23 protein-coding genes and 1 tRNA gene are annotated in these 25,584 nt (G+C 62.7%); 12 read left to right on the top strand and 12 right to left on the bottom strand.

Annotation, left to right across the window (positions count from 1 at the left end):
• The first annotated feature begins 134 nt into the window (after window positions 1-134).
• The 8 genes from QMK17_RS16615 to QMK17_RS16580 all read left to right on the top strand — a co-directional run bounded on the left by QMK17_RS16615 (window position 135) and on the right by QMK17_RS16580 (window position 8,228).
• Window positions 135-223, top strand: a tRNA-Leu gene (locus QMK17_RS16615).
• A 143-nt stretch (window positions 224-366) separates the two neighbouring features.
• Window positions 367-1,890, top strand: a complete 1,524-nt coding sequence (locus tag QMK17_RS16610) for an SDR family NAD(P)-dependent oxidoreductase (protein WP_283510382.1) — start codon at window positions 367-369, stop codon at window positions 1,888-1,890.
• 104 nt (window positions 1,891-1,994) lie between these two features.
• Entirely contained in the window at window positions 1,995-3,491 is a 1,497-nt protein-coding gene (locus QMK17_RS16605; RefSeq protein ID WP_283510381.1) for a glutamate-cysteine ligase family protein, read from the top strand.
• A gap of 16 nt (window positions 3,492-3,507) precedes the next feature.
• Window positions 3,508-3,885 carry a DUF2784 domain-containing protein gene (locus QMK17_RS16600; protein ID WP_283510380.1) on the top strand — a complete coding sequence of 126 codons (378 nt, stop codon included), beginning with the start codon at window positions 3,508-3,510 and terminating at the stop codon, window positions 3,883-3,885.
• Window positions 3,886-3,908: 23 nt separating this feature from the next.
• The gene (locus QMK17_RS16595; protein WP_283510379.1) at window positions 3,909-5,174 is read left to right on the top strand and encodes a saccharopine dehydrogenase family protein; all 1,266 of its coding nucleotides are present in this window, start codon (window positions 3,909-3,911) and stop codon (window positions 5,172-5,174) included.
• Window positions 5,171-6,526 (top strand): CoA transferase, encoded by a 1,356-nt coding sequence (locus QMK17_RS16590; protein ID WP_283510378.1) that lies wholly within the window; start codon window positions 5,171-5,173, stop codon window positions 6,524-6,526. Before QMK17_RS16595 ends, QMK17_RS16590 begins: the two co-directional genes overlap by 4 nt.
• Window positions 6,527-6,720: 194 nt before the next feature.
• Window positions 6,721-7,188 (top strand): OsmC family protein, encoded by a 468-nt coding sequence (locus QMK17_RS16585; RefSeq protein ID WP_283510377.1) that lies wholly within the window; start codon window positions 6,721-6,723, stop codon window positions 7,186-7,188.
• Entirely contained in the window at window positions 7,185-8,228 is a 1,044-nt protein-coding gene (locus QMK17_RS16580; protein WP_283510376.1) for a nucleoside hydrolase, read from the top strand. Before QMK17_RS16585 ends, QMK17_RS16580 begins: the two co-directional genes overlap by 4 nt.
• Before the next feature lie 33 nt (window positions 8,229-8,261).
• On the opposite strand, the gene meaB is transcribed toward QMK17_RS16580, so the two are convergent.
• From meaB to mutA, 3 genes are read right to left on the bottom strand one after another with little or no spacing between them, the layout of a single operon-like run.
• Entirely contained in the window at window positions 8,262-9,281 is a 1,020-nt protein-coding gene (meaB, locus tag QMK17_RS16575; protein ID WP_283510375.1) for a methylmalonyl Co-A mutase-associated GTPase MeaB, read from the bottom strand.
• 17 nt (window positions 9,282-9,298) lie between these two features.
• Window positions 9,299-11,569 carry a methylmalonyl-CoA mutase gene (gene scpA / locus QMK17_RS16570; RefSeq protein WP_283510434.1) on the bottom strand — a complete coding sequence of 757 codons (2,271 nt, stop codon included), beginning with the start codon at window positions 11,567-11,569 and terminating at the stop codon, window positions 9,299-9,301.
• 12 nt (window positions 11,570-11,581) lie between these two features.
• Window positions 11,582-13,471 (bottom strand): methylmalonyl-CoA mutase small subunit, encoded by a 1,890-nt coding sequence (gene mutA / locus QMK17_RS16565; RefSeq protein ID WP_283510374.1) that lies wholly within the window; start codon window positions 13,469-13,471, stop codon window positions 11,582-11,584.
• Between the two features lie 143 nt (window positions 13,472-13,614).
• Here mutA and QMK17_RS16560 point away from each other — a divergent pair, with 143 nt between their 5' ends.
• From QMK17_RS16560 to QMK17_RS16550, 3 genes are read left to right on the top strand one after another with little or no spacing between them, the layout of a single operon-like run.
• Entirely contained in the window at window positions 13,615-14,292 is a 678-nt protein-coding gene (locus QMK17_RS16560) for a TVP38/TMEM64 family protein (RefSeq protein ID WP_283510373.1), read from the top strand.
• 55 nt (window positions 14,293-14,347) lie between these two features.
• Window positions 14,348-14,992 carry a hypothetical protein gene (locus tag QMK17_RS16555; RefSeq protein ID WP_283510372.1) on the top strand — a complete coding sequence of 215 codons (645 nt, stop codon included), beginning with the start codon at window positions 14,348-14,350 and terminating at the stop codon, window positions 14,990-14,992.
• Window positions 14,989-15,579, top strand: a complete 591-nt coding sequence (locus QMK17_RS16550; protein WP_283510371.1) for a hypothetical protein — start codon at window positions 14,989-14,991, stop codon at window positions 15,577-15,579. Before QMK17_RS16555 ends, QMK17_RS16550 begins: the two co-directional genes overlap by 4 nt.
• Window positions 15,580-15,617: 38 nt before the next feature.
• Here the strand turns inward: QMK17_RS16550 and QMK17_RS16545 are convergent, their stop codons facing one another.
• From QMK17_RS16545 to QMK17_RS16535, 3 genes are read right to left on the bottom strand one after another with little or no spacing between them, the layout of a single operon-like run.
• The gene (locus QMK17_RS16545; RefSeq protein ID WP_283510370.1) at window positions 15,618-16,817 is read right to left on the bottom strand and encodes an SPFH domain-containing protein; all 1,200 of its coding nucleotides are present in this window, start codon (window positions 16,815-16,817) and stop codon (window positions 15,618-15,620) included.
• Between the two features lie 6 nt (window positions 16,818-16,823).
• Entirely contained in the window at window positions 16,824-17,255 is a 432-nt protein-coding gene (locus tag QMK17_RS16540; RefSeq protein WP_283510369.1) for an NfeD family protein, read from the bottom strand.
• 46 nt (window positions 17,256-17,301) lie between these two features.
• On the bottom strand, window positions 17,302-18,114 hold the full coding sequence (locus QMK17_RS16535) for a DUF3097 domain-containing protein (RefSeq protein ID WP_283510433.1): 813 nt from the start codon (window positions 18,112-18,114) through the stop codon (window positions 17,302-17,304).
• A gap of 144 nt (window positions 18,115-18,258) precedes the next feature.
• Here QMK17_RS16535 and QMK17_RS16530 point away from each other — a divergent pair, with 144 nt between their 5' ends.
• On the top strand, window positions 18,259-19,098 hold the full coding sequence (locus QMK17_RS16530; protein WP_283510368.1) for a hypothetical protein: 840 nt from the start codon (window positions 18,259-18,261) through the stop codon (window positions 19,096-19,098).
• Between the two features lie 40 nt (window positions 19,099-19,138).
• Here the strand turns inward: QMK17_RS16530 and QMK17_RS16525 are convergent, their stop codons facing one another.
• The 6 genes from QMK17_RS16525 to QMK17_RS16500 form a co-directional block, all read right to left on the bottom strand.
• Window positions 19,139-20,230 (bottom strand): ferrochelatase, encoded by a 1,092-nt coding sequence (locus QMK17_RS16525; RefSeq protein WP_283510367.1) that lies wholly within the window; start codon window positions 20,228-20,230, stop codon window positions 19,139-19,141.
• 127 nt (window positions 20,231-20,357) lie between these two features.
• Window positions 20,358-21,182 carry an NADH-dependent enoyl-ACP reductase InhA gene (gene inhA, locus QMK17_RS16520; protein ID WP_283510366.1) on the bottom strand — a complete coding sequence of 275 codons (825 nt, stop codon included), beginning with the start codon at window positions 21,180-21,182 and terminating at the stop codon, window positions 20,358-20,360.
• 44 nt (window positions 21,183-21,226) lie between these two features.
• On the bottom strand, window positions 21,227-21,949 hold the full coding sequence (fabG1, locus tag QMK17_RS16515) for a 3-oxoacyl-ACP reductase FabG1 (protein ID WP_283510365.1): 723 nt from the start codon (window positions 21,947-21,949) through the stop codon (window positions 21,227-21,229).
• Between the two features lie 66 nt (window positions 21,950-22,015).
• Complete coding sequence (locus QMK17_RS16510; RefSeq protein WP_283510364.1) at window positions 22,016-23,008, bottom strand: VWA domain-containing protein; 993 nt, start codon at window positions 23,006-23,008, stop codon at window positions 22,016-22,018.
• Window positions 23,005-24,003 carry a DUF58 domain-containing protein gene (locus QMK17_RS16505; protein ID WP_283510363.1) on the bottom strand — a complete coding sequence of 333 codons (999 nt, stop codon included), beginning with the start codon at window positions 24,001-24,003 and terminating at the stop codon, window positions 23,005-23,007. The genes QMK17_RS16510 and QMK17_RS16505 overlap by 4 nt, the downstream gene beginning before the upstream one ends.
• The gene (locus tag QMK17_RS16500; protein ID WP_283510432.1) at window positions 24,000-25,220 is read right to left on the bottom strand and encodes an AAA family ATPase; all 1,221 of its coding nucleotides are present in this window, start codon (window positions 25,218-25,220) and stop codon (window positions 24,000-24,002) included. The genes QMK17_RS16505 and QMK17_RS16500 overlap by 4 nt, the downstream gene beginning before the upstream one ends.
• Between the last annotated feature and the right edge of the window lie 364 nt (window positions 25,221-25,584).

Raw genomic sequence — 25,584 nt, 5'->3', positions numbered from 1 at the left:
GACAGACGAACTGACGTGCGGATTTGGGCGATCGGGTACGCGTCGTATATCTTTGTCCAGCACGCAGCGAGCAGGCGCGCGAACAACAAAAGAATACTGTGTGCCGGGCAAAACACCGCCTGAGCAGACAACTGGTCCGAGTGGCGGAATGGCAGACGCGCTAGCTTGAGGTGCTAGTGTCCTATTAACGGACGTGGGGGTTCAAGTCCCCCCTCGGACACCAGAGTCGACGCAATTCACATTGTTGCGTGTTCCATGAATTCTGAGTTGAGACAGACGAAAGAGACCCCGGTTCCCTTGGAATCGGGGTCTCTTTCGTTGAATGACCCGCGTAGCAGTTGCAGTGCCCGCTGAAAGGACAGTTCGATGGCCGATCTCGAGTACGGCGCGGATTCGCCAGAAGTAGATTCCGACACTTCTGCTTCCGCATTCACCGATTCCGTCGGCATCAGTGCCGCTGATCTCGATACGTGCCTCAGAGTCCTCTCGCTCGCCGGAACGCTGGATAAAAATCATCCTGATTCCATTGTCGTGCAGCGAGCTTCGGGGCAGCTGTTCAAGGATCTCAAGAGATCGCGGCGAATCGCGGCCCGCAACGCTAAATCCGACGCGGACAGAGCCGTCGTCGCATCCACTGCCACCGGTTCACCCGATCGAATCGACGACGAGACGGCCGGACTCTCGTTGACTGCGCGCGCCTCGGGCGAATACGCGGGAACCCTGATACGGGCCAGGCCGTGTTACATCTGCAAACAGCGGTACACGCTGGTCGACGCGTTCTATCACCAGCTGTGTCCCGAGTGTGCCGAGCTCAATCGAAGCAAGCGAGATGCGCGCACCGACCTGACGGGCCGTCGGGCATTGTTGACCGGCGGGCGCGCGAAAATCGGGATGTACATCGCCCTTCGACTGCTGAGGGACGGCGCACACACGACGATTACCACACGATTTCCGAACGATGCGATCCGCCGGTTCACTGCGATGGAAGACAGCAGCACATGGTTGCATCGTCTCCGCGTCGTCGGGATCGATCTGCGGGACCCGGCGCAGGTGGTTGCACTGGCCGACTCCGTTGCCGCCGAAGGTCCCCTGGACATCTTGATCAACAACGCGGCGCAGACGGTCAAACGCTCGGCAGGGTCCTACAGCGCATTGATCGACGCCGAGAGCGAGGCCCTGCCTGCAGGTTCCGGCCCAGAAGTGATCACGTTCGGCAAGACCAGCGAGGCGCATCCGGCGTCACTGGCGAGTTCGCTCCCCTTCTCCGACGCCGGGGCCGTGGAGGGCACCGAAGTGCTGACGGCCGAAGCTGTGAGTTCGCTTGCGCTGGTGGCGGGTTCGGCCACCGCGGAGCGCATCGAGAAGGGTATCGCCATCGACGCCGGCGGTCTCGTCCCCGATCTCGCCGACACCAACAGTTGGATTCACACCGTCGAGCAGGTAGACCCGGTGGAACTGCTCGAAGTTCAGCTGTGCAATTCTGTAGCGCCGTTCATTCTCGTCTCACGTCTTCGCGCGGCTATGGAGGCGTCACCAGCGCGGCGGAAGTACGTCGTCAATGTCTCCGCCATGGAAGGTCAGTTCAACCGCGCCTACAAAGGTCCTGGGCATCCCCACACCAACATGGCAAAAGCCGCACTCAACATGCTGACCCGCACGAGCGCGAAGGAAATGCTCGAAAGAGGCATTCTCATGTCTGCCGTGGACACAGGGTGGATCACCGACGAGCGGCCGCATGCCACCAAGATGCGACTGGCCGACGAGGGTTTTCATGCGCCGCTCGATCTCGTCGACGGTGCAGCACGTGTCTACGACCCGATCGTCCAGGGTGAACTCGGCGTCGATCAGTACGGACAGTTCCTGAAGGACTTCCAGCCCTCGCCCTGGTAGGACTGTCTCACGCTCGCAGGAACGCCGGGGCGACGTTTGCCTTGCGGTACTCACGGCTATACGAGGTTCTTTCGGGGCGATCTACGGTTTGGAGCGGTGGTCACATGGGCGACGACGTCGAACAACGTAAGTTCACCCGGCAGGATCGGCACCGCTTCCGACAGAAGGTGCAGGACTGTCTCGACGCATTGGCCATCATGCTGGCCGACGAAACATTCGACGTCGGCGAGCCGATGATCGGCATGGAGATTGAGCTCAACCTCGTCGACGACGAGATGGCGCCGGCGATGGCCAACGCGGAAGTTCTCGAGGCGATCGCGAATCCGGACTACCAAACGGAACTCGGGCAGTTCAACATCGAAATCAATGTCGAACCCAGACCGTTGTGCGGCAACAGCATCGCCGAACTCGAGACCGACCTACGTAAGTCGTTGAACGGTGCGGACGAACGGGCCGGAACCTCCGGCAGCAGGCTTGCCATGATCGGCATTTTGCCGACCCTGCGCGAGAAGCATTTCGAACATCGGTGGCTCTCTGCCAATCCGCGGTACGACCTTCTCAATCAGCAGATCTTCGCGGCGCGCGGAGAGGACATAGAACTACAAATCTCAGGTGTGCCGTTGCCTGGAGCAGTCGGTCCGGAAGAGCTTTCGACCATCACGGACACGATCCTGCCCGAGGCCGCCTGCACCTCGGTTCAGCTTCACCTTCAAGTTGCTCCCGAAGATTTCGCGGCGTACTGGAATGCAGCACAGGCTTTGTCGGGAATCCAGGTTGCACTGGCCGCGAATTCACCGTTTTTCGCAGGCAAGGCGCTGTGGCACGAAACTCGAATTCCGCTGTTCGAGCAGGCGACCGACACCCGTCCGCAGGAGCTCAAGAACCAGGGGGTTCGCCCTCGCGTATGGTTCGGCGAACGTTGGATCACCTCGATCTTCGATCTGTTCGAGGAAAATTCACGATACTTCCCCGCCCTCCTGCCCGTGTGCAGCGACGAGGACCCCAAAGAGGTTCTGGCACAGGGCCGAACGCCCGACCTCTCAGAACTGCGTATGCACAATGGCACCGTCTATCGCTGGAACCGACCGATCTACGATCGTTCCGGCGGAGGGCATCACATTCGACTGGAGAACAGGGTGCTGCCCGCAGGACCGTCGATTGTCGACACGCTGGCGGACGCTGCGTTCTACTACGGCACACTGCGCACACTCGCCGAGGCCGACAGGCCGCTGTGGAGTCAGATGTCGTTCGACGCCGCCGTCGAGAACCTCCACTCGGCGGCGCAGAACGGATTCGATGCACGGCTGTACTGGCCGGAAGTCGGTTGGATCAGTCCGCAAGAATTGGTGCTTCGACGGCTACTCCCCATGGCCGACGCAGGCCTCGCCGCCTACGGCGTCGACACAGCCGTCCGCGACCGCTACCTAGGGGTCATCGAAGGACGATGCCTGACGGCGCGTTCGGGTTCGGTATGGCAGCGAGATTCCGTGGTGGCTCGGGAGCGAGCGGGACAATCGCGTGACGCTGCGCTTGCCGGCATGTTGTCGGACTATGTCACGCTGATGAACGAGGGTGAACCGGCGCACACCTGGTCGTTCTGAGGCATATTATCCCTCCATGCTCTATCGTGCCCTGGCCGACGTCACCGTGGTAGTTCACCTCGCCTTTGTCGCGTATGTCGTCGTGGGCGGATTTCTCGCCTGGCGGTACAAGCGAACCATCTGGCTGCACGCCTGTTGCGCCGCTTGGGGCTTCGCATCCATCGTCGTGGGCATCGATTGCCCGTTGACCGCGCTGGAGAGCTGGGCGCGCGTTCAGGGAGGCGGGACTGCCCTGCCGTCGACGGGGTTCATCGATCTCTACCTGACCGGAGTGATCTACCCGGAGAGCGCGCTGGGTGCCGTCACAGTGCTGGCAGCATGTGCCGTCGTCGTGTCCTGGGTTGGCTTCGCCCTGCTGCGCTCGCGTTCACGGCAGGCACTTCGACTCTCGTAGTGATCCACGTTACTGTCCAGTACATGACTTCGACAGAGCCGTCCGAGAGCACACGAGCGCCACGCATGTACGACATCGTGGTCTATGGCGCCACCGGATTCGTGGGCCGGCTGACCGCTGCATATCTTGCCGAGCATCTACCCGATGGTACGTCGATCGCACTGGCAGGCCGGTCGACCTCGAAATTGGAGTCCACCCGACGGTCCCTGCCGGCATCGGCAGCCGAGTGGTCTCTGCTCGAGGCTGATTCGACAGATCCAGATTCTCTGAGGGTTCTGGCCGAGAGCGCGAAGGTCGTCATCTCCACCGTCGGGCCTTACGCGAAGTACGGTCTGCCGCTGACGACCGCATGCGCGGAGGCAGGCACCGATTACGTCGACCTCACCGGCGAGGTGCTGTTCGCACGGGAAAGCATCGACACCAACCACGAGATCGCTCGTCGGACCGGCGCCCGAATCGTACACTCCTGCGGATTCGACTCCATCCCCTCGGATCTTGGCGTGCACGTTCTTCACGCTGCCGTGGCGAAAGACAATGCAGGCGAGCTCACCGACACGACGCTCGTGGTGAGTTCCATGCGCGGAGGGGTCAGCGGCGGCACCATCGACTCACTTCGAACCCAGCTCGAGGTCGTCAAGAAAGACGGTGCGCTTCGGCGACTCGCGGCCCGCCCGTATTCGTTGTCCCCCGACCGCTCACTCGAACCGAATCTCGGGCGCCAGTCCGATGTAGCGCTGGTGAACGGCAACGATATTGCACCGGGTGTTCGAGGATGGAAGGCGCCGTTCGTCATGGCGTCGTACAACACCAGGGTCGTCAGACGCAGCAACTCGTTGCGAAACTGGGCCTACGGTAAAGAGTTTCGGTACCGCGAGGTCATGTCTGTCGGTTCATCGCTTCTCTCCCCCGCTATCGCGGGCGGTGTGGCCGCCGGTCTCGGTGCCTTGGTGGTCGGGATGACCGTCGCTCCGAAAAAACTGCTCGACCGCATTCTGCCGAAGCCCGGCGACGGCCCTAGTCCCAAGGCACAGGAGAGCGGTCACTTCACGATGGACCTCTACACCACCACGACCACCGGAGCCAGGTATCACTCGCGGGTGAAGGCGACCGGCGATCCCGGCTACAAGGCAACGTCTGTCATGTTGGGCGAATCCGCGCTGGCACTGGTGCACAACCGAAGTGAGTTACCGGACGCTGCAGGCGTTCTGACTCCGGCGACCGCCATCGGTGATGCCTTGGTCAACCGGCTGATTGCTGCCGGATTCGAGATCTGGGCCAAGAAGGAGTGACCTTCCGGCCCCTGCTCGCAGCCTATGACCGGGCACTCGGGACCAACTCCGGGACAAGCCTGTTTACCGAGGGCGAGTGGGGCCGGATGCTGTCCGCTCGATTGCCGGTCTCCTCACTTGCGGCAGGATCGGTTGCAGCACTGGCAGCGGCCGTCGACCGATTCTCGATGGCAGCAGGTATGTCGACCGGCCCATGGCACCTCTCGCCGGAGCGCATCACCGCGTCGTTCTCGGGCGATAGAATGATGCGAATCGCCGGCGCGCCCGTCGTGGGGTTCGCCGAGCTGTCCGGTTTCTTTCCGTGTGCAGACGGTTGGATCCGAACGCACGCCAATTACCCGCACCATCGCAGCGCGCTGACTGCGGCGCTCGATCTCGATCCCGATGTCAGCCCGTCCTCCTTTGCGGACCGCGTTGCCGCATCGACGGGCAGCGATATCGAGAATCGATGCTGTTCGCACTCGGCCATCGCGGTGTACGTGCGGTCCGAAGCTCAGTGGAAATCGGAAGCCGGCATGGTGACGGATGCGGATCCCTTGATACACACTGTGCATCGCTCGGACCACGTCGCGTTTGATCTACGCGCGGCTCCAACTTGTGCGGTGCCCCGCAAAGAAGGTCCGCTCCGCGGCGTTCGAGTGCTCGATTTCACTCGTGTCATCGCAGGTCCAGTCGCCACTCGGGTATTGGCGTTGCTCGGCGCAACCGTCCTGCGCGTCGACTCGCCGCGGCTTCCCGAGATCGAATGGCAGCACCTCGAAAACGGCCAGGGTAAGCGCACGACCCTACTCGACCTCGACTCCGGAGAAGGTGTCGACGCACTCCACGAACTGCTGCCCTTGGCGGACGTGGTGGTCACCGGTTACCGACCGGGGGCTTTGAATGCCCTCCGCACCGCTCTAGAGGATGCGGTGTCCCCCGGCATCATCCATGCGTCGGTATCGGCGTGGGGACCTGGGCCGTGGTACCAGCGCCGCGGATTCGACAGCATCGTGCAAGCCGCGACCGGTATCGCATCGATCGAGGGTACTGCGGAGAGACCCGGCGCCCTTCCTGCCCAGGTTCTCGATCACTCCACTGGATATCTCCTCGCCGCAGCGATCGTCGACGGGCTGGCCGCGCGGGAACCGGGATCTGCCGGACTCGACGTGTCCGTGTCCCTCGCTCGAACGGCAGCGTGGCTACTCGCCGCGGATGGTCGTTCCCCGAACCCGGTCTCAGCAGAACTGCCACCGGTGACCACCACGAGCCTGCACGGCACTATCCGCGCGGCCAGACCTGCTCTCGCGGAGTACCAGGATTACGCGGCGCCGTCACGGCCATGGGGTCGAGACGAGCCGAGCCTGCTCTGAAGTAGCGCGTTCACAATCTTCGGGCTTCCCGTCCTGGTCACCAATGTCGTGTCACCAGAGCAATTTTTCGGCCGGACAACGACAGGTTGAATCCGACCAAGCCCGCGGCGTGGCGAAGCTTGGTTCGGCCGTCACCGTACGCTCGAGCCCGGGCTGGTCGACGACTGTGATCCCGAGGCGTGCACGATGAGGGGGTGCGCACTCACACATACTCGGCAACCACCGTGTGGACCGGCAATCGCGGACCCGGCACGACGGGAGCCGGAGACTACGACCGCAGCCACACGGTGTCGATCAAGGGCAAACCAGACCTCTTCGGAAGTGCCGACCCCAGCTTTCGAGGCGACTTCACCAGGTGGAACCCGGAGGAAATGCTTGTCGCGTCGCTCTCGGCATGCCATATGCTGTGGTACCTCGGACTCACCGCAGCGGCCGGGGTGGTGGTCACCGACTACCGGGACTTCCCATCCGGAATCATGACCGAAGAGTCCGACGGTGGTGGCCAATTCACCGAGGTTGTTCTGACTCCAATGGTCACGGTTGCCGATTCGTCGATGTTCGACGAGGCACAGCGTCTGCACCACGACGCGTCATCGAAGTGCTTCATCGCCAGATCAGTGAACTTTCCCGTCCGACACCAGCCGAAGGTGGCTGCCGCATGAGCTCACGAGAGGTCACTGTTCCTTTGATCGTCGACGTCGACACCGGAATCGACGATTCCCTTGCGCTTCTCTATCTGTTGTCCAGCCCTGAGGCCGAAATCTTGTCGATCGCTTCGACGGCGGGCAACGTGCCGGTGAATCAGGTCGCAGCGAACAACTTGGCGTGGCTCGACCTGTGCCGAGCAACCGATATCGAAGTCACTCTCGGAGCTCAGGCGCCACTTGTCGCGCCGCTCATGACGACCGAGGAAACGCACGGCCCGCAAGGCATCGGATACGCCGAGCTGCCGGCATCGACTCGCTCGCTCTCACCTCGTGACGCGACGACGGCCTGGGTGGAGTTGGTTCGCGAGCGCCCGGGCGAGATCACCGGACTCGTCACCGGCCCGCTGACGAACCTCGCCCGCGCCATTCGGATAGAGCCGGAACTCCCCCGTTTACTGAAACGGCTCGTAGTGATGGGCGGTGCATTTCAACATCCAGGCAATACGACGCCGACGAGCGAGTGGAACGTTGCAGTCGATCCCGAAGCGGCGGCCGAGGTCTTCGCGGCGTTCTCAGGCCTACCAGTAGAACAACTGCCGATCGTGTGTCCGCTCGACATCACCGAAACCATCGAGATGCTCCCCGAGCACATTGCACGATTGGCCCAACGCGCGGGAAGCGCTCCACGCGAGGTCATTTCGGAATCAGATTCTTCGGACACCCGATCGCGGGCGTCCAACCCCGTCATTCGACACTTTTCCGACGCCGTCCGTTTCTACATGGAATTTCATCGCGACCACGATCAGGGATTTCTGTCCCACATGCACGACCCGTTCGCCGCAGCCGTCGCACTGAATCCTTCGATCGTGACGCTCCGAACGGCCACCGTCGACGTCGAGCTGGTCGGAACCCTCACGAGGGGAACGACTGTCGCCGACTGGCGAGGAATGTGGGGCAAACCGCTCAACGCGGCGATCGCGACGACAACCGATCCTGCGGCTTTCTTCGACGACCTGATCGAACGGGTTGGTGCACTCGCCGAGCGTCTGTACTGACGGTCGTGTTCACCTCGGACGCACCAAAGCCGACTAGCCCGAGACATCCCTCGGGACTGCGTCGAATGCATCGAGGAGTTCCTGGGCCGCCAACGCCGCGGTGAGCGATCCGTCGCGCACGCGCAGCTCGACATCGGCGCGAATCGCCTTGACGGCGGGGTTCTGCGCGAGTCTGCGCAGGAGCTGATCGTTCACCATGGTCCACGTCCAGTCGACCTGCTGAGTTCGGCGCTTTTCGGCGAATTCACCTGCGTCGGACAGCACCTGCTGGTGCCGCAGGACTGTCTTCCAGAACTCGTCGAGGCCCGTTCCTTCCAGCGCGCTCATCGTCAGAACCGGCGGCTGCCAGATCGCGTCGTGCGGATAGAGCATCCGCAACGCACCAGCAAGCTCGCGTGCGGCACCCTGTGCTTCGATGAGGTGTTTGCCGTCGGCCTTGTTGACGGCAACCAGGTCGGCGAGTTCGAGAACGCCCTTTTTGATGCCTTGCAACTGGTCACCGGTACGAGCGAGCGTCAGGAACGCAAAACAGTCGACCATGTTCGCAACCGTCACCTCGGACTGACCGACCCCGACGGTTTCGACGAGGATGACATCGTAGCCGGCGGCTTCGAGAAGAACGATGGTCTCGCGGGTAGCGCGAGCCACTCCACCGAGGGTGCCCGACGTCGGTGACGGCCGAATGTACGCATTCTTCGCGACCGTCAGCCGGGCCATGCGCGTCTTGTCACCGAGGATCGACCCGCCGGTGCGTGTCGACGAAGGATCGACCGCCAACACCGCGACCCGGTGTCCTTTCTCGATCAGATGCATACCGAGGGCGTCGATGAACGTGGATTTCCCGACACCGGGAACGCCGGTGATCCCGACGCGATGTGATCCACCTGCCTTGGGCAGCAGCTGCAGCAGCAATTGCTGCGCGAGGTCGCGGTGGTCGCTGCGTGTTGATTCCACCAGCGTGATCGCCCTGGCAAGACCTGATCTTTCGTTGGCGAGCACCGATTTCGCCACTGTGTCGATATCGATCACACGTTCTCGGTTCGAAGAGCTCATATCCGTTGGACCCATCGTCAGGCAGAGGCCTCGCGCGAGGTGTGTCCGAGCTGCACCGACAGCTTCTCCACCAAGCCGATGGCGGCATCGGCGATGACGGTTCCCGGTGGGAAGATAGCCGCTGCACCCGCCGCGTAGAGCTCGTCGAAGTCGCCAGGAGGAATTACGCCACCGACCACGATCATGATGTCGGGGCGATCAACCGCAGCGAGAGCTTCTCGGAGAGCCGGAACCAACGTCAGATGGCCGGCGGCCAGCGAAGACACACCGACCACGTGCACGTCGTTGTCCGCCGCCTGACGTGCGACCTCCTCCGGCGTCTGGAACAGCGGGCCGACGTCGACGTCGAATCCGATGTCCGCGAATGCCGTCGCGATGACCTTCTGACCTCGGTCGTGGCCGTCCTGCCCCATCTTGCAGACGAGCACGCGAGGTCGGCGCCCCTCGTCTTCGGCGAACTGCGCTACCAGCTCGGTTGCACGGGTGAGGTTCTTTGCTTTGCCTGCCTCGTCGCGGTACACACCACTGATTGTCCGGATTTCGGCCTGATGGCGCCCGTATACCTTCTCGAGCGCGTCGGAAATCTCGCCGACGGTCGCCATCTTGCGTGCCGCGTCGATCGCGAGATGCAGCAGATTGTTCTCCATACCGGACTCGGTGGATGCCGCCGCGCGGGTCAGGTTGGCGAGCGCAGCCTCGACCTCCTCGGTGTTGCGCTCCGCGCGCAGGCGCTCCAGCTTCTCGAGCTGCTCCTTGCGCACCTTGGAGTTCTCGACCTTCAGAACCTCGATGGTGTCCGGCTCGTCCGGCACGTACTTGTTGACGCCGACGAGAGGCTGACGGCCCGAGTCGATGCGGGCCTGGGTACGTGCTGCGGCCTCCTCGATACGAAGTTTGGGGATGCCTTCGCCGATTGCTTGGGCCATGCCTCCTGCGGCTTCGACCTCGGCGATGTGTGCGCGAGCGCGGTTTGCCAACTGGTGCGTGAGCCACTCGACATAGTGGGAACCGCCCCAGGGATCGATGGGCCGCACCGTGTTCGACTCCTGCGCGATGAGCAACTGAGTGTTGCGGGCGATACGCGCGGAGAAATCGGTCGGCAGTGCCAGCGCCTCGTCGAGCGCATTGGTGTGCAACGACTGGGTGTGCCCCTGCGTCGCTGCCATCGCCTCGACGCACGTCCGAGCGACGTTGTTGAACACGTCCTGGGCAGTCAACGACCACCCGGAAGTCTGCGAATGTGTCCGCAGAGAACGAGATTTCGCGCTCTTGGGCTCGAACTTCTGCACCAGCTCCGACCACAGCAGGCGGCCGGCACGTAGTTTGGCGACCTCCATGAAGAAGTTCATCCCGATTGCCCAGAAGAAGGACAGGCGCGGCGCGAACGTGTCGATGTCCATGCCTGCGTCGAGGCCGGCGCGGATGTACTCGACACCGTCGGCGAGGGTGTAAGCCAGCTCCAAATCGGCTGTCGCCCCGGCCTCTTGGATGTGATAACCCGAAATCGAGATCGAGTTGTACTTCGGCATCTTCTCGCTGGTGTACGCGAAAATGTCGGAAATGATCCGCATCGACGGCTTCGGCGGATAGATATAGGTGTTACGGACCATGAACTCTTTGAGGATGTCGTTCTGAATGGTCCCGGCAAGTTTCTCCGGACCGACCCCCTGCTCTTGGGCCGCGGCGACATACAAGGCCAGAATCGGCAGCACTGCGCCGTTCATCGTCATCGATACCGACACACTGCCGAGATCGATACCGTCGAACAACTGGCGCATGTCGTAAATGGAATCGATTGCTACTCCGGCCATTCCGACATCACCCTGCACCCTTGGGTGGTCGGAGTCGTAACCGCGGTGAGTCGCCAGGTCGAACGCAACCGACAGACCCTTCTGCCCTGCCGCCAGGTTGCGACGATAGAAAGCATTCGATTCTGCGGCCGTCGAGAAACCGGCATACTGACGAATGGTCCACGGCTGGTTCACATACATCGTCGGGTACGGTCCGCGAATGAACGGTGGTGCGCCCGGGTAACTGTCGAGGGGATAGCCTTCGGCCTCCGCGGCGTCACGATCGGCCTTGGTGAACACCGGCTTGACGTCGATGCCCTCGGGGGTGGACCACACGACCTGCTCGGGGGTGTAGTTGTTCGCCGCCGCCCCGTCTTCGATATGCGCGGTGACCTCGTCGGCAGTCGGAGCTGCAGGCTGGGGCTCCTGGGGATCTTTCAAAGGGACATCGGCAAAATTTCCGATGACATGTGACGTGCGGGACCCGGACTCGTTCATGGCCATGTTTCTCTACGCTCCCAGCGATTCGAGAAGTTCGGTGAGGACGGACACTGCGTCGACCTTGGCGGTGAGGAAGCCGTCGGGACGCTCCGAGCCGGTGACATCGGTGAAAATCTTGTCCGGGCCTGCGAGGAGGACCCGTTCCACACCCGCCTCCCGTAATGCGGCGACAGCGGCGGCCGCCTCGTCCGCGTACCGCTTGTCGGTCCCGCAGACGACCGCGATTCTCGCGCCCGAGGTTCGGACGGCATCGGCGATGGTGGACTCGATCAGAGGACCCGGATTTTCGGTGTGGATACCTCCCGAGGCCAGAAGGTTGGCGGCGAAGGTGGTGCGCACGTTGTGTTCGGCCACTGATCCCAGCGGCACGAGCAGGGCGTGTGGCCGCGCGTCGTGTTCGGCGAGATATGCATCCGATCGGTCACGCAGTGCTTCGAAGGCAGCTCCGTACCGCTTCACCACGGGCGTGGTCGAGGTGGGCGGCAGTGGAGCCTCCGCGAGGTTCGGAAATTCGTTGACTCCGGTCAGCGGCGTGCGTCGATGCGCAATGTCGGACGCACGCGCCTCGGCGGTCTCGGCGATCGCTGAGGCAAGGGTGCCGGATTCGAGCGATGCTCGGTAGCCGCCGGCCGATTCGAGCTGCTGGGTGAATGTCCACGCCGTGGCGGCCAGATCGTCGGTGAGCTTCTCGATGTACCAGGACCCCGAACCAGGATCGAGCACCCGTCCGAGATGCGACTCCTCCAGCAACAACAACTGAGTGTTGCGAGCGATCCTCGATGCGAATGTCTTGGACACTCCCGCTGCACCGCCGTCGATGGCAGCATCGAATGGAAGAACCGTCACGGCGTCGGCGCCGCCCAAGCCTGCCCCGAATGCGGCGAGAGTCGTGCGCAGCATGTTGACCCACGGATCACGCTGGGCCATCATCGCCTCCGAGGTGACCGCGTGCTGAGGTGCGCCGCCGCTCGACGGCGAGCCGCACACTTGGGCGACCCGAGCCCACAACACGCGCGCTGCTCGGAACTTCGCGATGGTCTGAAACTGATCGTCCGTGGCTGCGAATCGGAACTCGATCTGCCCCAGCGCCTCGGTGACGCTCAGACCTGCATCGGTCATCGATCGTAGGTATTCGAGACCGGCCGCGACCGCCGCGCCCACTTCCTGAGCGTCACCGGCGCCTGCATTGTGGAATGCTGTGCCGTCCACCGTGATTGCGCGGACCATCTCAGGTCTCGCCGCGGCCTGTTCGGCCAGCGCTACGACCTCTGAGAGTGTCGCCGAAGCTTGTCCGGAGAACTGAGAAGTCAACGGCGCGCCGCCGAGGCGAACCTCCACTGTGGTGCGATCGGTCACCTTTGCGGTGTCGAGCAACGACAGGATCGCTGCAGCAGCGGCGACCGTATCGCCACCGGCATCCACGACCAGGGGAGCAAGATCGAACATGACACCGTCGAGAGAACGGGCGATTCCATCGACCGGAAGGTCGTCATCGCCGATTCGGAGCCACACAGCACTGACACCGTTGTTCAGTCCGTCGAGAATCGCCGCGTTCACGGCTTCCGGATCGGTCTGTCCGACGCCGAAGCGTGCGCTGACTTTCCATCCGGCGTTCACGTCGCGGGTCGCATCACGTCCCCGCACGAACGGAAATACGCCGGGCAGAGGATTTTCGACGAGCTCGTCTCGCGTTCCGTAGAGGGGCGAGATCCTCACACCGTCATAGGTCGTCGAGTCGAGCAGATGTTCGGGATCGGCAGGAAGATCCGCCACGTCGACTCGTCGCGATTTCGCGAGAACACCTGCAACTGCTTTCTGCCACGCGGCATATGCACTACGTGAGGCAGCGTCCTGTGATGCGTCTTCTTGTGAAGTGTCTTCTTGTGAAGCAACGGGCACGATGACTGCTCCTCGACAAATGGCGACCTTTGTGATTTCAACCGCGATTGCTCCGACAGTATCGTGAGGATCACCTCAGGTTTGCACGGGAGGTGGTTTCGGCTGTGTTCGCCTGGGCACCGACACCGGTACTGTCGGTGAACGTGAAGAGGTGCTTTCGAGACCCGCGGCTGATCGGCCTCGTTGCCCTTCTGGTCGCACTCGCGATTGCGGCGGCCGTTGCTCCTCATCCATCCGTCGATCAACTACGAGAGTGGGCTCATTCCGTCGGGCCCGCTTTCCCCTTCGTGTTCTTCGCGGTCCACGCGCTCGTCACTGTCGCGCCGGTGCCACGGACGCTGTTCACTCTGGCAGCGGGTCTTCTGTTCGGCCCGGTGATGGGCATTCTCGTCACCGTCGCGGCCTCCACACTGAGTGCGGTGCTCGCACTACTACTGGTCCGGATCGTCGGACGGGACTGGTTTGCGACGCGCATGACACATTCCGCCGTTCGCACGATCGACGACAGCCTCGCTCGCAGAGGTTGGCTTGCGGTGGGCTCGTTGCGACTGATTGCCCCTGTTCCGTTCTCGGTGGTCAATTACTGTTGCGGAGTGTCCTCGATCGGCATTGCGCCGTTCGCCCTTGCCACCGCGATCGGTGTCGTGCCGGGCACTGTCGGCATCGTCGTGCTCGGCGATGCGCTCGGCGGCAACGCAGACCCGCTGTTGCTGGCCCTGTCCGGTTCGTGCATTGCGCTCGGAGTAGTGGGTCTTGTGGTGGATTGGAAACTGTCCACATCGCGTCACCACGCAAATGGTCAAGCTGTGAAACTTGATTAGGAAAAATCAAGTCATTTTCGTTGACTTAAGAAAATCAAGCCTTTAGCCTTTACCTATGCTCGTTATGACCGTCGACCAGCGTCACAGCAGGCGTGACGTGGACAGAGTCGAGGACCTCCTCGGCGTGATGACAACTACGTCCCTCCTTCGTCCGTTCGAAAGAACCGCCGGCGACGAGGTGCAAGCCGTCGTCGAGGCAACCCCGGACGGCGCTCGAACTGTGGTGGATATCACGATGGCCCTCGTCAGGCTCGGGACATGGAGTATCGGCATCGGAGTAGGACCAGTCGAGGAGCCACTGCCGCCAACTACTCGTGCAGGTCGGGGACCCGCATTCGAAGCCGCTCGCGATGCCGTGACTCGGGCCAAGTCGGCGCCGGCCGCGCTCGCGCTCACCACAGCCCACCCCGATCGGGCGCGCAGCTGCCGAGACGCCGAGACAGCACTCGTGCTTGTCGCACTGCTGATCTCGGACCGCACGGAGCAGGGACACCGGGCGACAGATCTGATGCGCGAGGGATACACCCAAACCGGAGCTGCAGACCTACTCGGCATAAGCAAGCAAGCCATGTCCCAGCGTTTGTCGGTGGCGCGGTGGAATATCGAGGCCAACGGGCGGACGTTGGCAACTCACTTGCTCTACAACATCACCCAGCCCGAGACCACTCAGCCCGAGCCACGAGAACCAGGGGCCCTATGACCGTCGTAACGCTGCTACTGCTCGCACTGTCCGCCGCCGTGTCCACCGTGCCAGCGAGGGGTCACATCATTCGGCGGACCGCGGCTATCGCTTCGGCGGCAGCGCTCGGAGTGGCGGCAATAACCGGTGTTGTTGCAGACCCAGCACAAGGGTTCGCGTTAGGCGTGACCTACACCGTGACTGTCGTCGTGGCAGTCGTAGGCGGGTCGCCGATTGTCACCGCGGTCTTCGACGTCGCACGACGCGATGGATCACCCCACCCCGACGGTCCACCCGGCCCACTGCGTGGAGGCCTCACCATCGGCATCCTCGAGCGCACCGCAGTTGCCGCATCGGTGATGACAGGCTGGCCGGAAGGTATCGCAATCGTCCTTGCCGTCAAAGGCCTCGCGCGCTACCCGGAACTGCGCAACGTCGACGCCACGGCCTCGGCGGGAACTGGATCGCCGGGAACTGGATCGCCGGAAACCCCAGCGCCCTCGCCCGCAGCATCGGCATCGGCATCGGAACAATTCATCATCGGTACGTTCACGAGCGTCATGTGGGCGGTCGCAGTGTGCGGAGTGGGATACCTACTGACAACCTGACACCCCCGACCCGACGCAACCTGAGGGTTGCGTCGGCACTACTGCGAATCCGCGGGCGGCGACCACTGTTCCTGCGGTTGTCCCGGGGACAAGGCTCCGAGATCAGTCCGTGTCGTCAGACTCGCATCGGGCGCAAGCGATGTGTCGACGGGTTTCCTCGCTACGGCTTCGGCGGCCGCGACCGCCTCTGCAACAGCGGGATCACTCTTCGTCTCGAACCACTCTGCTACCTCCTCCGAGTCGTCCTCCGGCTTCGTTTCGACGCCCGAATTGTCACTCGGCTGGAAACGGAACACTCCGTCCTCGCCCGGTGCACCCAATGTCTTCGCGAACCCCTTCAGCGCATCCCCGAAGTCGCTGGGGATCATCCACACCTTGTTGGCATCACCCTGCGCCATCTGGGGCAACGTCTGCATGTACTGGTATGCCAGAAGTTCGGGAGTGGGCTTGCCCGCTTTGATCGCAGCGAACACTTTCTCGATCGCCTTCGCCTGCCCCTGAGCCTGCAAATACTTTGCGGCCCGGTCGCCCTGTGCACGAAGAATTTTCGATTGACGCTCGCCCTCCGCGGTCAGGATCGCGGCCTGTTTGCCGCCCTCGGCAGCAAGAATGCGACTCTGCTTGTCGCCCTCAGCGGTCTTGATCGCAGATTCCCGATGACCTTCGGCGGTCAGAATCGTCGCGCGTTTCTCGCGATCCGCCTTCATCTGCTTCTCCATCGACTCTTGAATCGACGGAGGCGGATCGATGCTCTTGAGTTCCACTCTCGCCACGCGCAGACCCCAGCGGCCAGTTGCCTCGTCGAGAACCCCGCGAAGCTGACCGTTAATCGAATCCCTCGACGTCAGAGTCTCTTCCAGAGTCATACCGCCGACGACGTTGCGGAGGGTGGTCGTAGTCAACTGCTCGACACCGACGATGTAATTGTTGATCTCGTATACCGCGGCTTGCGGATTGGTGACCTGAAAGTAGACGACGGTATCGATCGACACGGTCAAGTTGTCCTTCGTGATGACCGGCTGCGGCGGAAACGACACAACGCGCTCTCGCAAGTCCACTTTCGCGCGAATTCGATCGACGAAGGGAACGAGGAACGTCAACTGACCGGAGACTGTCTTCGAATATCGACCGAGCCGTTCGACGACTGCCGCTTCGGCTTGGGGGACGAGCGCAATCGACTTCGCCACCAATACGACTACGAAAAGAACGATGACACCAAGAACAATGAGTGCGACCATCGGCAACTACACACCTCTCCACACGAGCGCGGTTGCGCCGTCTATTTCCATCACGGTCACGGTTGTTCCTTGCGCGTACACCTCGGTGGGGTCGAGCGGACGAGCCGTCCACACCTCGCCGCCGATCTTGACTTGCCCTGCATCAGCCGAGACCTGTTCCAGAACCAACGCGCTCTTGCCGGACAATGCTGCTATGCCAGTGTATAGAATCGGCGGCTGCGCGAACTTACGCAAAAGGATTGGTCGGACACCGAGAACGAGAGTCAACGACACGAGACCGAATATTATGGCGTCGGCCCACACCGGAAGGTCGGTGATTGCCGAGACACCTGCGGTAGCCAGTGCGCCACCTGCAACCATGAGCAGGAAGAAGTCCCCGGTCAGCGCTTCCGCCGACGCCAAAAGTACTCCTGCGATAAGCCAAATGATCGCTGCCACACTGTCCATACAACCATAAATCGGACACCTGCCAGCGTCCCTGAAGCTACTGCTCGGTAACGAAATCGACCAGTTGTTCCACCGCGCCGATCAACGGCGCCTCTAGATCCCGAAACGACGACACCGACGAGTACACCCGTCGCCACCCGTCACGAGGTGTACCCCAACCGAGTTCGCGGCAGATACCGGTCTTCCAGTCCTCGCCGCGGGGAATCTTCGGCCACGCCGCAATACCGACAGCTTTGGGCCGCACGGCTTCCCAGACGTCGATGTACGGGTGTCCGGTCACGAGCACATGTGGTCCGAGCGAGGTGGTGAGTTTCGATTCCTTGGACCCGGTCACGAGGTGATCGACCAGAACGCCAACCCGACGATTCGGTCCCGGCTCGAATTCGGCCAGACGCTCCCCGAGGTTGTCCAGCCCCTCCAGATGCTCGACGACGACACCCTCGACCCGCAGATCGTGACCCCACACCCGCTCCACCAGCGCAGCGTCGTGTACGCCTTCGACCCAGATCCGACTTGCCCGAGCGGTGCGTGCACGTAGGTTCTCGACCTTCGTCGACCCTGACGCGGTACGCGTCGATGCCGCCGGTTTCGGTGCCGCGGCCGCACGCACGAGAGTGACTCGTTTGCCATCGATGAGAAACGCAGCTTCCCGAAGGGCGAACAGCCGAGAAGTGCGCGCAGAATCCTCCAACCGAACGAAGTCGCCGTCGTAGGTTCGCTCGAACCCGACAACAGCACCGCAATACCCGGTCGCTGCGTCCTCGACGACCAACCCACGCTCCGCCGGCACCTGAGGCGCCGGAACCTTCCGCATGCGACTGTGCCCCGAAAGAATATCTCCGCCGTACATGTCTGCCACGGCCGACAACGCTAGTCCATCTACGCGACCCGGTCATTCGACAGGCTCCCCTCCCCTTGACCCCGTCAGTCCGCAAGCTCGCTCCCCACCACGGGGATGAGCGCGCCTCGCCGAGCCGACCTATGCTCGTCAGTCGTGAGTTCTTCAAGTGCCAGTCTTGCCGTGTGGGTCAGTTCGTGGCTGGCCGGCGTCAGCGCGCCAGACGATGTAATCGACGCCATGTTCGAGTGGGCGCCCATGCACCTGGTCGTCGCCGCCGACCCCGACATCGCAGCCGCAACCGGTCTCGCATGGCCAAGCCCCCGCGCAGACGGTATCGCTGCACTGCTGACGACGGTGAGGAGCCATCTGGCACAGACTTCGGCGGCATCGGCACCCGACACCGACGCAGCGATCGAACTGCTACTGCCCGCACCGGGCTCGGTCGAGAACCTAGCTCCCTCATCGGAGTTCTCCCGCGCTGCGATCGGCGCGGGAGAAGCAGTGGCCGTCGGGTATGCAGGCACACGCGGACTCGGTCTGGTACCAACCGTCGAAGGGCCGGATGTACTGCGATGGACCGTGTACACAGTCGACATCCCGAACCACTACTTCCGTGATTTTTCCCTGGGTGAGGCCGAGTACGCGATGCGCGACGCCGTACGCAGTGCGGCCGAGGCATTGGGATCGATGCAGGCTCTCCCGACCAGATCCGAACTCGGTGATCCGCGCACCCGAATCACCGAGTTGATCGCGAACGCGAGTCGACACCGCTATCCGACCGAGACGTCGGAGCGGGTACTGCGGGTTCTCGAATCCGCCGACCGAGTAGCCGCGATTCTCTCGGTGGCTCAGCACTCGTCGCCTACGGAAGCACCCACCGCATCCGCTGCAGCAGCACGAGAATCGCTGGTGCGGCCACTATGGGCGACAGTCCGCTCCGCACGGCTCAGTGCAGTTGCCAGCTGCATCGAATCGAGCGTTCCCCGCCGCTGACACTCACCTCTACGTACACGCACGTGCGTGTACGCAGGGGTCAAGATGCGGGTGCGCGCGCGGGTCTCGTCGGCTGCTCGCAACACTGGAGGTGGCATCGACGTCCGTTGAGAGTCGTGCCGTATCGCGGCACGGAACCGATCCCGCGGGCAGGCACTGCGTCGAGGTGCTCGCGCACGAGTTCGACGACCATCCGAGCAAATCGCGCGTCGGTACCGGGCGTCGACGCACGCGCGAACGCCATGCGCAACTCCCCTGCCTTCTGCTCCGCCTCGGTGTCGAGATCCCACACAACCTCGAGGTGGTCGGACACGAAACCAATTGGGCACACGACAACAGCGTCGACGCCCTTGTCCGCCAGCGTTTCCAGATGGTCGCAGATATCGGGCTCCAGCCACGGAACCTGAGGAGGACCCGAGCGCGACTGCCACACCAGGTCGTATCCGGCTATCCCTGCTGCAGCAGCTGCGAGCCGCGAAGCGTCCGCGACCTGGCGGCTGTAGAGATGGCCACCGTCTGTGGGCGGGCCGGCGTTGACGTCGGCCGCGCTGGGAACGGAATGTGCAGTGAACACCACTCGTGCACCTGCACGCGATTCCGGCGGCAGCGAATCCAATGCGACGTTGATCGCATCGGCGAATGCCGCGATCATCAACGGATGGTCGTAGTACTGACGGATTTTCACCAGATCGGGGGCATCGACGACCGCATCGCGAGCGCGCGCGATATCCTCGTGGTACTGCCGACAACCCGAGTAACCGCCCCACGCCGACGTCGGGAACACGAGTGCTCGCCGAACTCCATCGGCCTTCATCACCGCGACGGTGTCCTCGACCATGGGATGCCAGTTTCGATTTCCGAAGTACACCGGCAATTCGATTCCAGCCGAGGCCAATTCGGACTTCACGGCCGCGATGATGTCACGATTGAGAGCGTTGATCGGCGAGACGCCACCGAAGTGCATGTAGTGCTCGACCACTGCGTCGAGCCTTTCGGGAGGCACTCCACGACCTCGCGTGACGTTCTCGAGAAACGGACGGACGTGAGCGGGTTCTTCAGGGCCGCCGAAAGAAAGAACGAGCAGAGCGTCGTAGCTCTGCTCTGCGGATGTGGTGATATCTCCCGAAGTCATCACTCCATTGTGCGCCCAGGTCGAGCGTGACCGAACACGCAGTACGCCCGTACCCGGTACACACCTACACAAGCGGCCCTGATCGACGCGATCGTCGATCAAGGCCGCTCGGGTGCATGGCGGACGCTTACATGTTGTCCGGCAGGTACGTGTTGTGGCTCGCGCCACCATCGACATAGATGATCGAACCAGTAGTACCGGGCAACCAATCCGAGAGCAACGCACAGATGGACTTGGCGACGGCCGTCGGGTCGTCGTAGTTCCAACCGATAGGCGACGCACCGTCCCAGTACTCGTTCAGCTGTTGCATCTTCTGTGCATCACCGGTTGCCGTGCCTGCGATCGCCTTGGCTGCGAGCGTGCGGATCGGGCCCGCGGCGACGAGATTGGAGCGAACGCGCTTGGCCTGACCGACCTCGCGGGCGACGTAGCGGTTGACAGACTCGAGCGCGGCCTTCGCGACACCCATCCAGTTGTAGTACGGCATCGCGGTTCGCGGATCGAAATCCATTCCGACGATGGAGCCTCCCTCGTTCATGACGGGCAGTACAGCCCGAGCCAACGATGCATAGCTCCACGCCGAGATCTCGAACGCGCGCGCGGCGTCGGGTCCGGGGCCTTCGAGGAAAGGCTTCGCGTCCGGCCCCATCAGGGTTCGGGGAGCGAACGCAATTGAGTGCAACACACCGTCGACGCCCTCGGGCGCGAGCTCACGAACCCGATCCGCGAGTGCCGCAAGGTGCTCTTCATTGGTGGCATCGAGTTCGATTGCCGGGGGCACCGGCTGCGGCAGTCGCAGTGCGATCCGGTCGATCAACCGAAGCCGGTCGAACCCGGTGATGATCACCTTCGCGCCCTGATTCTGCGCCATCGCAGCCGCGTGGAACGCGATCGAAGCATCGGTGATGATGCCCGTCACGAGAATTGTCTTGCCTTCGAGCAGTCCGCCCATGTGTCTTCCTTACCGATCTGATCGAGAACGAGAAATAAATGAAATCAGTGACCCATGCCCATGCCACCGTCGACGGGAATGACGGCGCCGGAAACGTATGCGGAGTCGGGGCCGGCGAGAAAGCTCACCACCGCGGCCACGTCTTCGGGCTGTCCCAAACGCTGAAGTGGAATGAATTCCTTTGCTCTGGTGCGCAGATCGTCGGGCAGGTCCGCGGTCATATCGGTTTCGATGAAACCAGGAGACACGACGTTGGCGGTGATCGACCGCGACCCGAGTTCACGCGTGATCGAGCGAGCCATTCCGATGACGCCGGCCTTGGACGCTGCGTAGTTGATCTGGCCAGGCCCCCCGCCCAGTGCGACCACTGAACTCAAGAACACCATCCGGCCCCATCGAGCACGCAGCATCGCACGGTTGGCGCGCTTGGCAACTCTGAATGCACCGGTCAGGTTGGCATCGATGACCCGCTCGAACTGCTCTTCCGTCATGCGCATGAGCAACGTGTCGTCGGTAATTCCCGCGTTGGCCACGAGCACCTCGACGGGGCCCTGCTTCTCTTCGACCTCTTTGAATGCCTTGTCGACCGAATCCGAATCGGTGACGTCGCAGACGACACCCAACAGACCTTCGGGTGCGCCGGACCCACGGTGCGTGACGGCAACCTTGTGACCGTCGGCCGCGAGACGCTGTGCAATGGACAGACCGATGCCTCGGTTACCTCCGGTGACGAGTACCGATCGAGCGATGAAGTCGGGTTTGGACATGCCTGCAACCTATCTGTTCGTCCTGGAATGACAAAGCGAAACTTACTGGTGAGTAATAACAGCGAATCAGGGCAATCTTTGCCGCAGAACCAAAGCAGTGCCCAATCCTGTTGCGGTGAAAAGGACTCCGAGAATCAGCCATGGCCTGCTCGCGTCGCCGCGAGTGATCTCGAACCCGATTTGTTCCTCGAGGGTGTCGTATACCGCCCGCAATTCTTCTAGCGAAGACGCTGTGAAGAAACTGCCACCCGACAGGGATGCGATCTCTTTCAACGACGGGTCGTCGACGGGGACCGGGACGCGTTCCGCTCCACCCTCGCCCTCGATATCGACAGTGCCATAGCTGGTCCCGAAAGAGATTGTCGAGATCGGCACGTTCTTCTCGGCGGCGGCCCGCGCTGCGGTGTATCCACCCCGCGGGTCGTCCGGGTTCTCGGGAACCGTCTGCTTACCGTCGGACAACAACACGATCCGAGCAGGCGGGGCAGCATCTCCTCCACCCAGAACCGCGCCGAGGGTGTCGATGGACTGGAGCGAAGTGAAGATCGCTTCGCCGGTGGCGGTTCGTTCGCTCAGTTGGAGCTTGTCGATCGCGGCCTTCGTAGCTTCACGATTCGCGGTGGGAGAGACAAGAACCGAGGCCGTACCCGCGAACGCAACCAGCCCGAGATTGATTCCAGGCGTTAGACCATCGGCGAACGATTTGCCCGCTTCCTGAGCCGCGGCTAGGCGTGAGGGCTCGACATCGGTTGCCTCCATCGAGAGCGAGACGTCGATGACGAGCATGACGGTTGCACGGTTACGGGGCACCCGCTGATCCGAGGTGGGGCCTGCCAGGGCAACAGTCAACAACAACAATCCGACGAGCACGAGCGCCGTAGGAACGTGTCGCCAATATCCGGGTCGAGTAGGCGCAACTTTTTCGAGTAGCTCCATGTTCGAGAAACGCAGGGTGTGCCGATGCCGTCGTCGCTGGGCGAGAACGTAGCCGACAACCAAGCCGACCACGACGAACAGGAACAGCAGCCACCACGGAGAGGCGAAATCCGTCAAACTCATCGGCGGCCGGCCCTAGCAGTGTTGACAGCACTTGCACCGAGCGTGTGTCGTCGCGAGGTGACGAATCGGACCACGTCCGAAATCCAGTCACCATCGGTCCGAAGTGTCAATCGTGGCGATCCACACCGGCGCAGAGCACGCTCGACGTCGTCACGATGCGCGGCCGCTGCCTCCGCGTAGTCCGCGCGCAGCTTCGGAGTCGTACTGAACTCCCGGGTGCGCCCGGTTTCGGGGTCGTGCAGCACCACATCTCCTATGTCGGGCAGCTCGAGATCTCGAGGATCGACCACTTCGACGGCCAGTATGTCGTGACGGGCTGAAATGGCGCGAAGCGAACGCTCCCAGTCGATGGGGCCGAGGAAATCGCTGATGACGACGGCCATGCCGCGGCGGCGTTGAGGACGTCGAAGCGACTCGATCGCAACACGGAGATCGCCCCGAACACCGTCGCCTGCGCTCGGCGTCGTCGCAATCGTGCGCAGCATCGCCTGCGAATGGATACGGCCACCACGCGCAGGTATCCGAGTGGTGGCCGCGCCGGTGGCGACCACTGCGCCGACTCTGTTTCCGCCACCGCCGGTCAAGTGTGTGATCGCCGCTGCGGCCGCCACAGCAAGATCGCGCTTCTCGCATCCGGTGGTACCGAAATCGAGACTCGCCGACAGATCCACCACCATCCATGTCTCGAGTTCTCGGTCGGCCACCGACTGCCGCACGTGCGGATGGGTCGTCCGAGCGGTGACAGACCAATCCATCTGGCGAACGTCGTCGCCGGGCTGATACTCGCGCGCATCGCCTGGCTCTGACCCTGGGCCTGGTATGAGTCCGAGATGGTCGCCGTGGAGCACGCCGTCCAAGCGCCGTCGAACGGTCAGCTCCAATGTGCGGAGTGCGGCCGCAAGCGATGGATCTCGTAACTCACCGCTACGGAACGATGGTGGACGCGAAGTCGCTTGCGCACGACCGCCCGCCCCTCCGGCAAGTGCGCCGCTCACTGCTGCTGGCTACCCGCGGCGGATGCGTTTCCGGTCGGCTTCTGACCCGACGCGGCCGGAGCCTGCTGGAGCGGTGCCTGCTGGCTCGGCTGTCCCCCGCTTCCGTGGAACTGACCAGGGCCGTAATTGACCGGTCCCTGCGGACCCCCTGGCCCGAATCCCTGCTGCTGGTTGGGAAACTGTTGCTGGTTGGGAAACTGCTGGGCGCCTGGAACCTGTTGGGGGTGCTGGATCTGGGACGGGGCAGCCTGCTGAGTTCCACCCACCGCTTGCGGCGCAACCTGTGGCAGCCCGACGGTTTGCAGGACGCGCGTGATGACATCCTCCGGCGTGACCTCGTCCGCCAGTGCGTCGTAGGACAGTACAAGGCGGTGGCGAAGCACGTCGGGAATGACTTCGAGAACATCCTGCGGAACCACGTAGTCGCGCCCGCGGAGCAAAGCGAGTGCGCGCGAAGCGGCGATGATGCCCAGTGTGGCGCGGGGGGACGCCCCGTAGGCGATCCAGCTTGCGACATCGTCGAGCCCCAGCTGTTCGGGTGTCCTGGTGGCTGCGATGACACGTACGACGTAATCGACGAGAGCGTGGTGAACGAACACGGAGCTCGCAACGTTCTGAAGGCGGACCAGTTCGGCTGGGTCGAGGATTTGCCTCGGCGTCGGAACAGTCGTACCCATTCGGTAGACGATCTCGCGCTCCTCCTCCACCGTCGGGTAGTCGACGATGATCTTGAAGAGAAAGCGGTCACGCTGAGCTTCGGGAAGCGGGTAGACGCCTTCGTTCTCGATCGGGTTCTGTGTAGCCATGACCAGGAACGGGTCGGGCATCTGGAACGTCTTGCCGCCGATGGACACTTGGCGTTCGGCCATGACCTCGAGCAGTGCCGACTGCACCTTTGCGGGCGCACGGTTGATTTCGTCGGCGAGGACGAAGTTGGCGACCACAGGGCCGAGCTCGGTGTCGAACTCCTCGCGGCCTTGACGGTAGATGCGAGTACCGATGAGATCTGTTGGGACGAGGTCGGGCGTGAACTGGACGCGCGAAAACGATCCGCCGACAACACGCGCAAACGTCTCCACAGCAAGGGTTTTCGCTACTCCTGGCACCCCTTCGAGGAGGACGTGGCCACGCGCGAGGAGACCGACGAGGATTCGTTCCACCAAGCGGTCCTGACCGACGATGACGCGCTTGACTTCGTACACGGCCTGCTCGAGAATCTTGACGTCCTCGGCGAGTGAGGTTACGTCCGTCCGGCTCGAACCTCCCCCGCTCCGCGCGCTGCCGTTCGAACCGCTGCCGTTCGAATCGCTGCCGTTCGAATCGCTGCCGTTCGAATCGCTGTCTTTGGACTCACTGCCGTTCGACGTGTTGTCCTTCGACACGCTGCTGACCGATTCGCCGCCGTCACGTGATGCCACCAAGAATTCACCGCTTTCGCTCGAAACATTTCGTGGGCACGTTCGCTTGTTCCCCACCAACCGTTGCAGGTGATGTTCGCACGTGCCGTAGGTTCCCGCCTCAGGCTACCGGCGCCCGGTCCGGGGCCTAGTACCCACAGCGAACGTCGCGGTTCGTCATACG

The sequence above is a fragment of the Rhodococcus sp. G-MC3 genome, assembly GCF_030063335.1.
Classification (GTDB): Bacteria; Actinomycetota; Actinomycetes; order Mycobacteriales; family Mycobacteriaceae; genus Rhodococcoides.
Note: the sequence above shows the minus strand (reverse complement) of the source record. Positions and strands in the feature narration are given on the sequence as shown.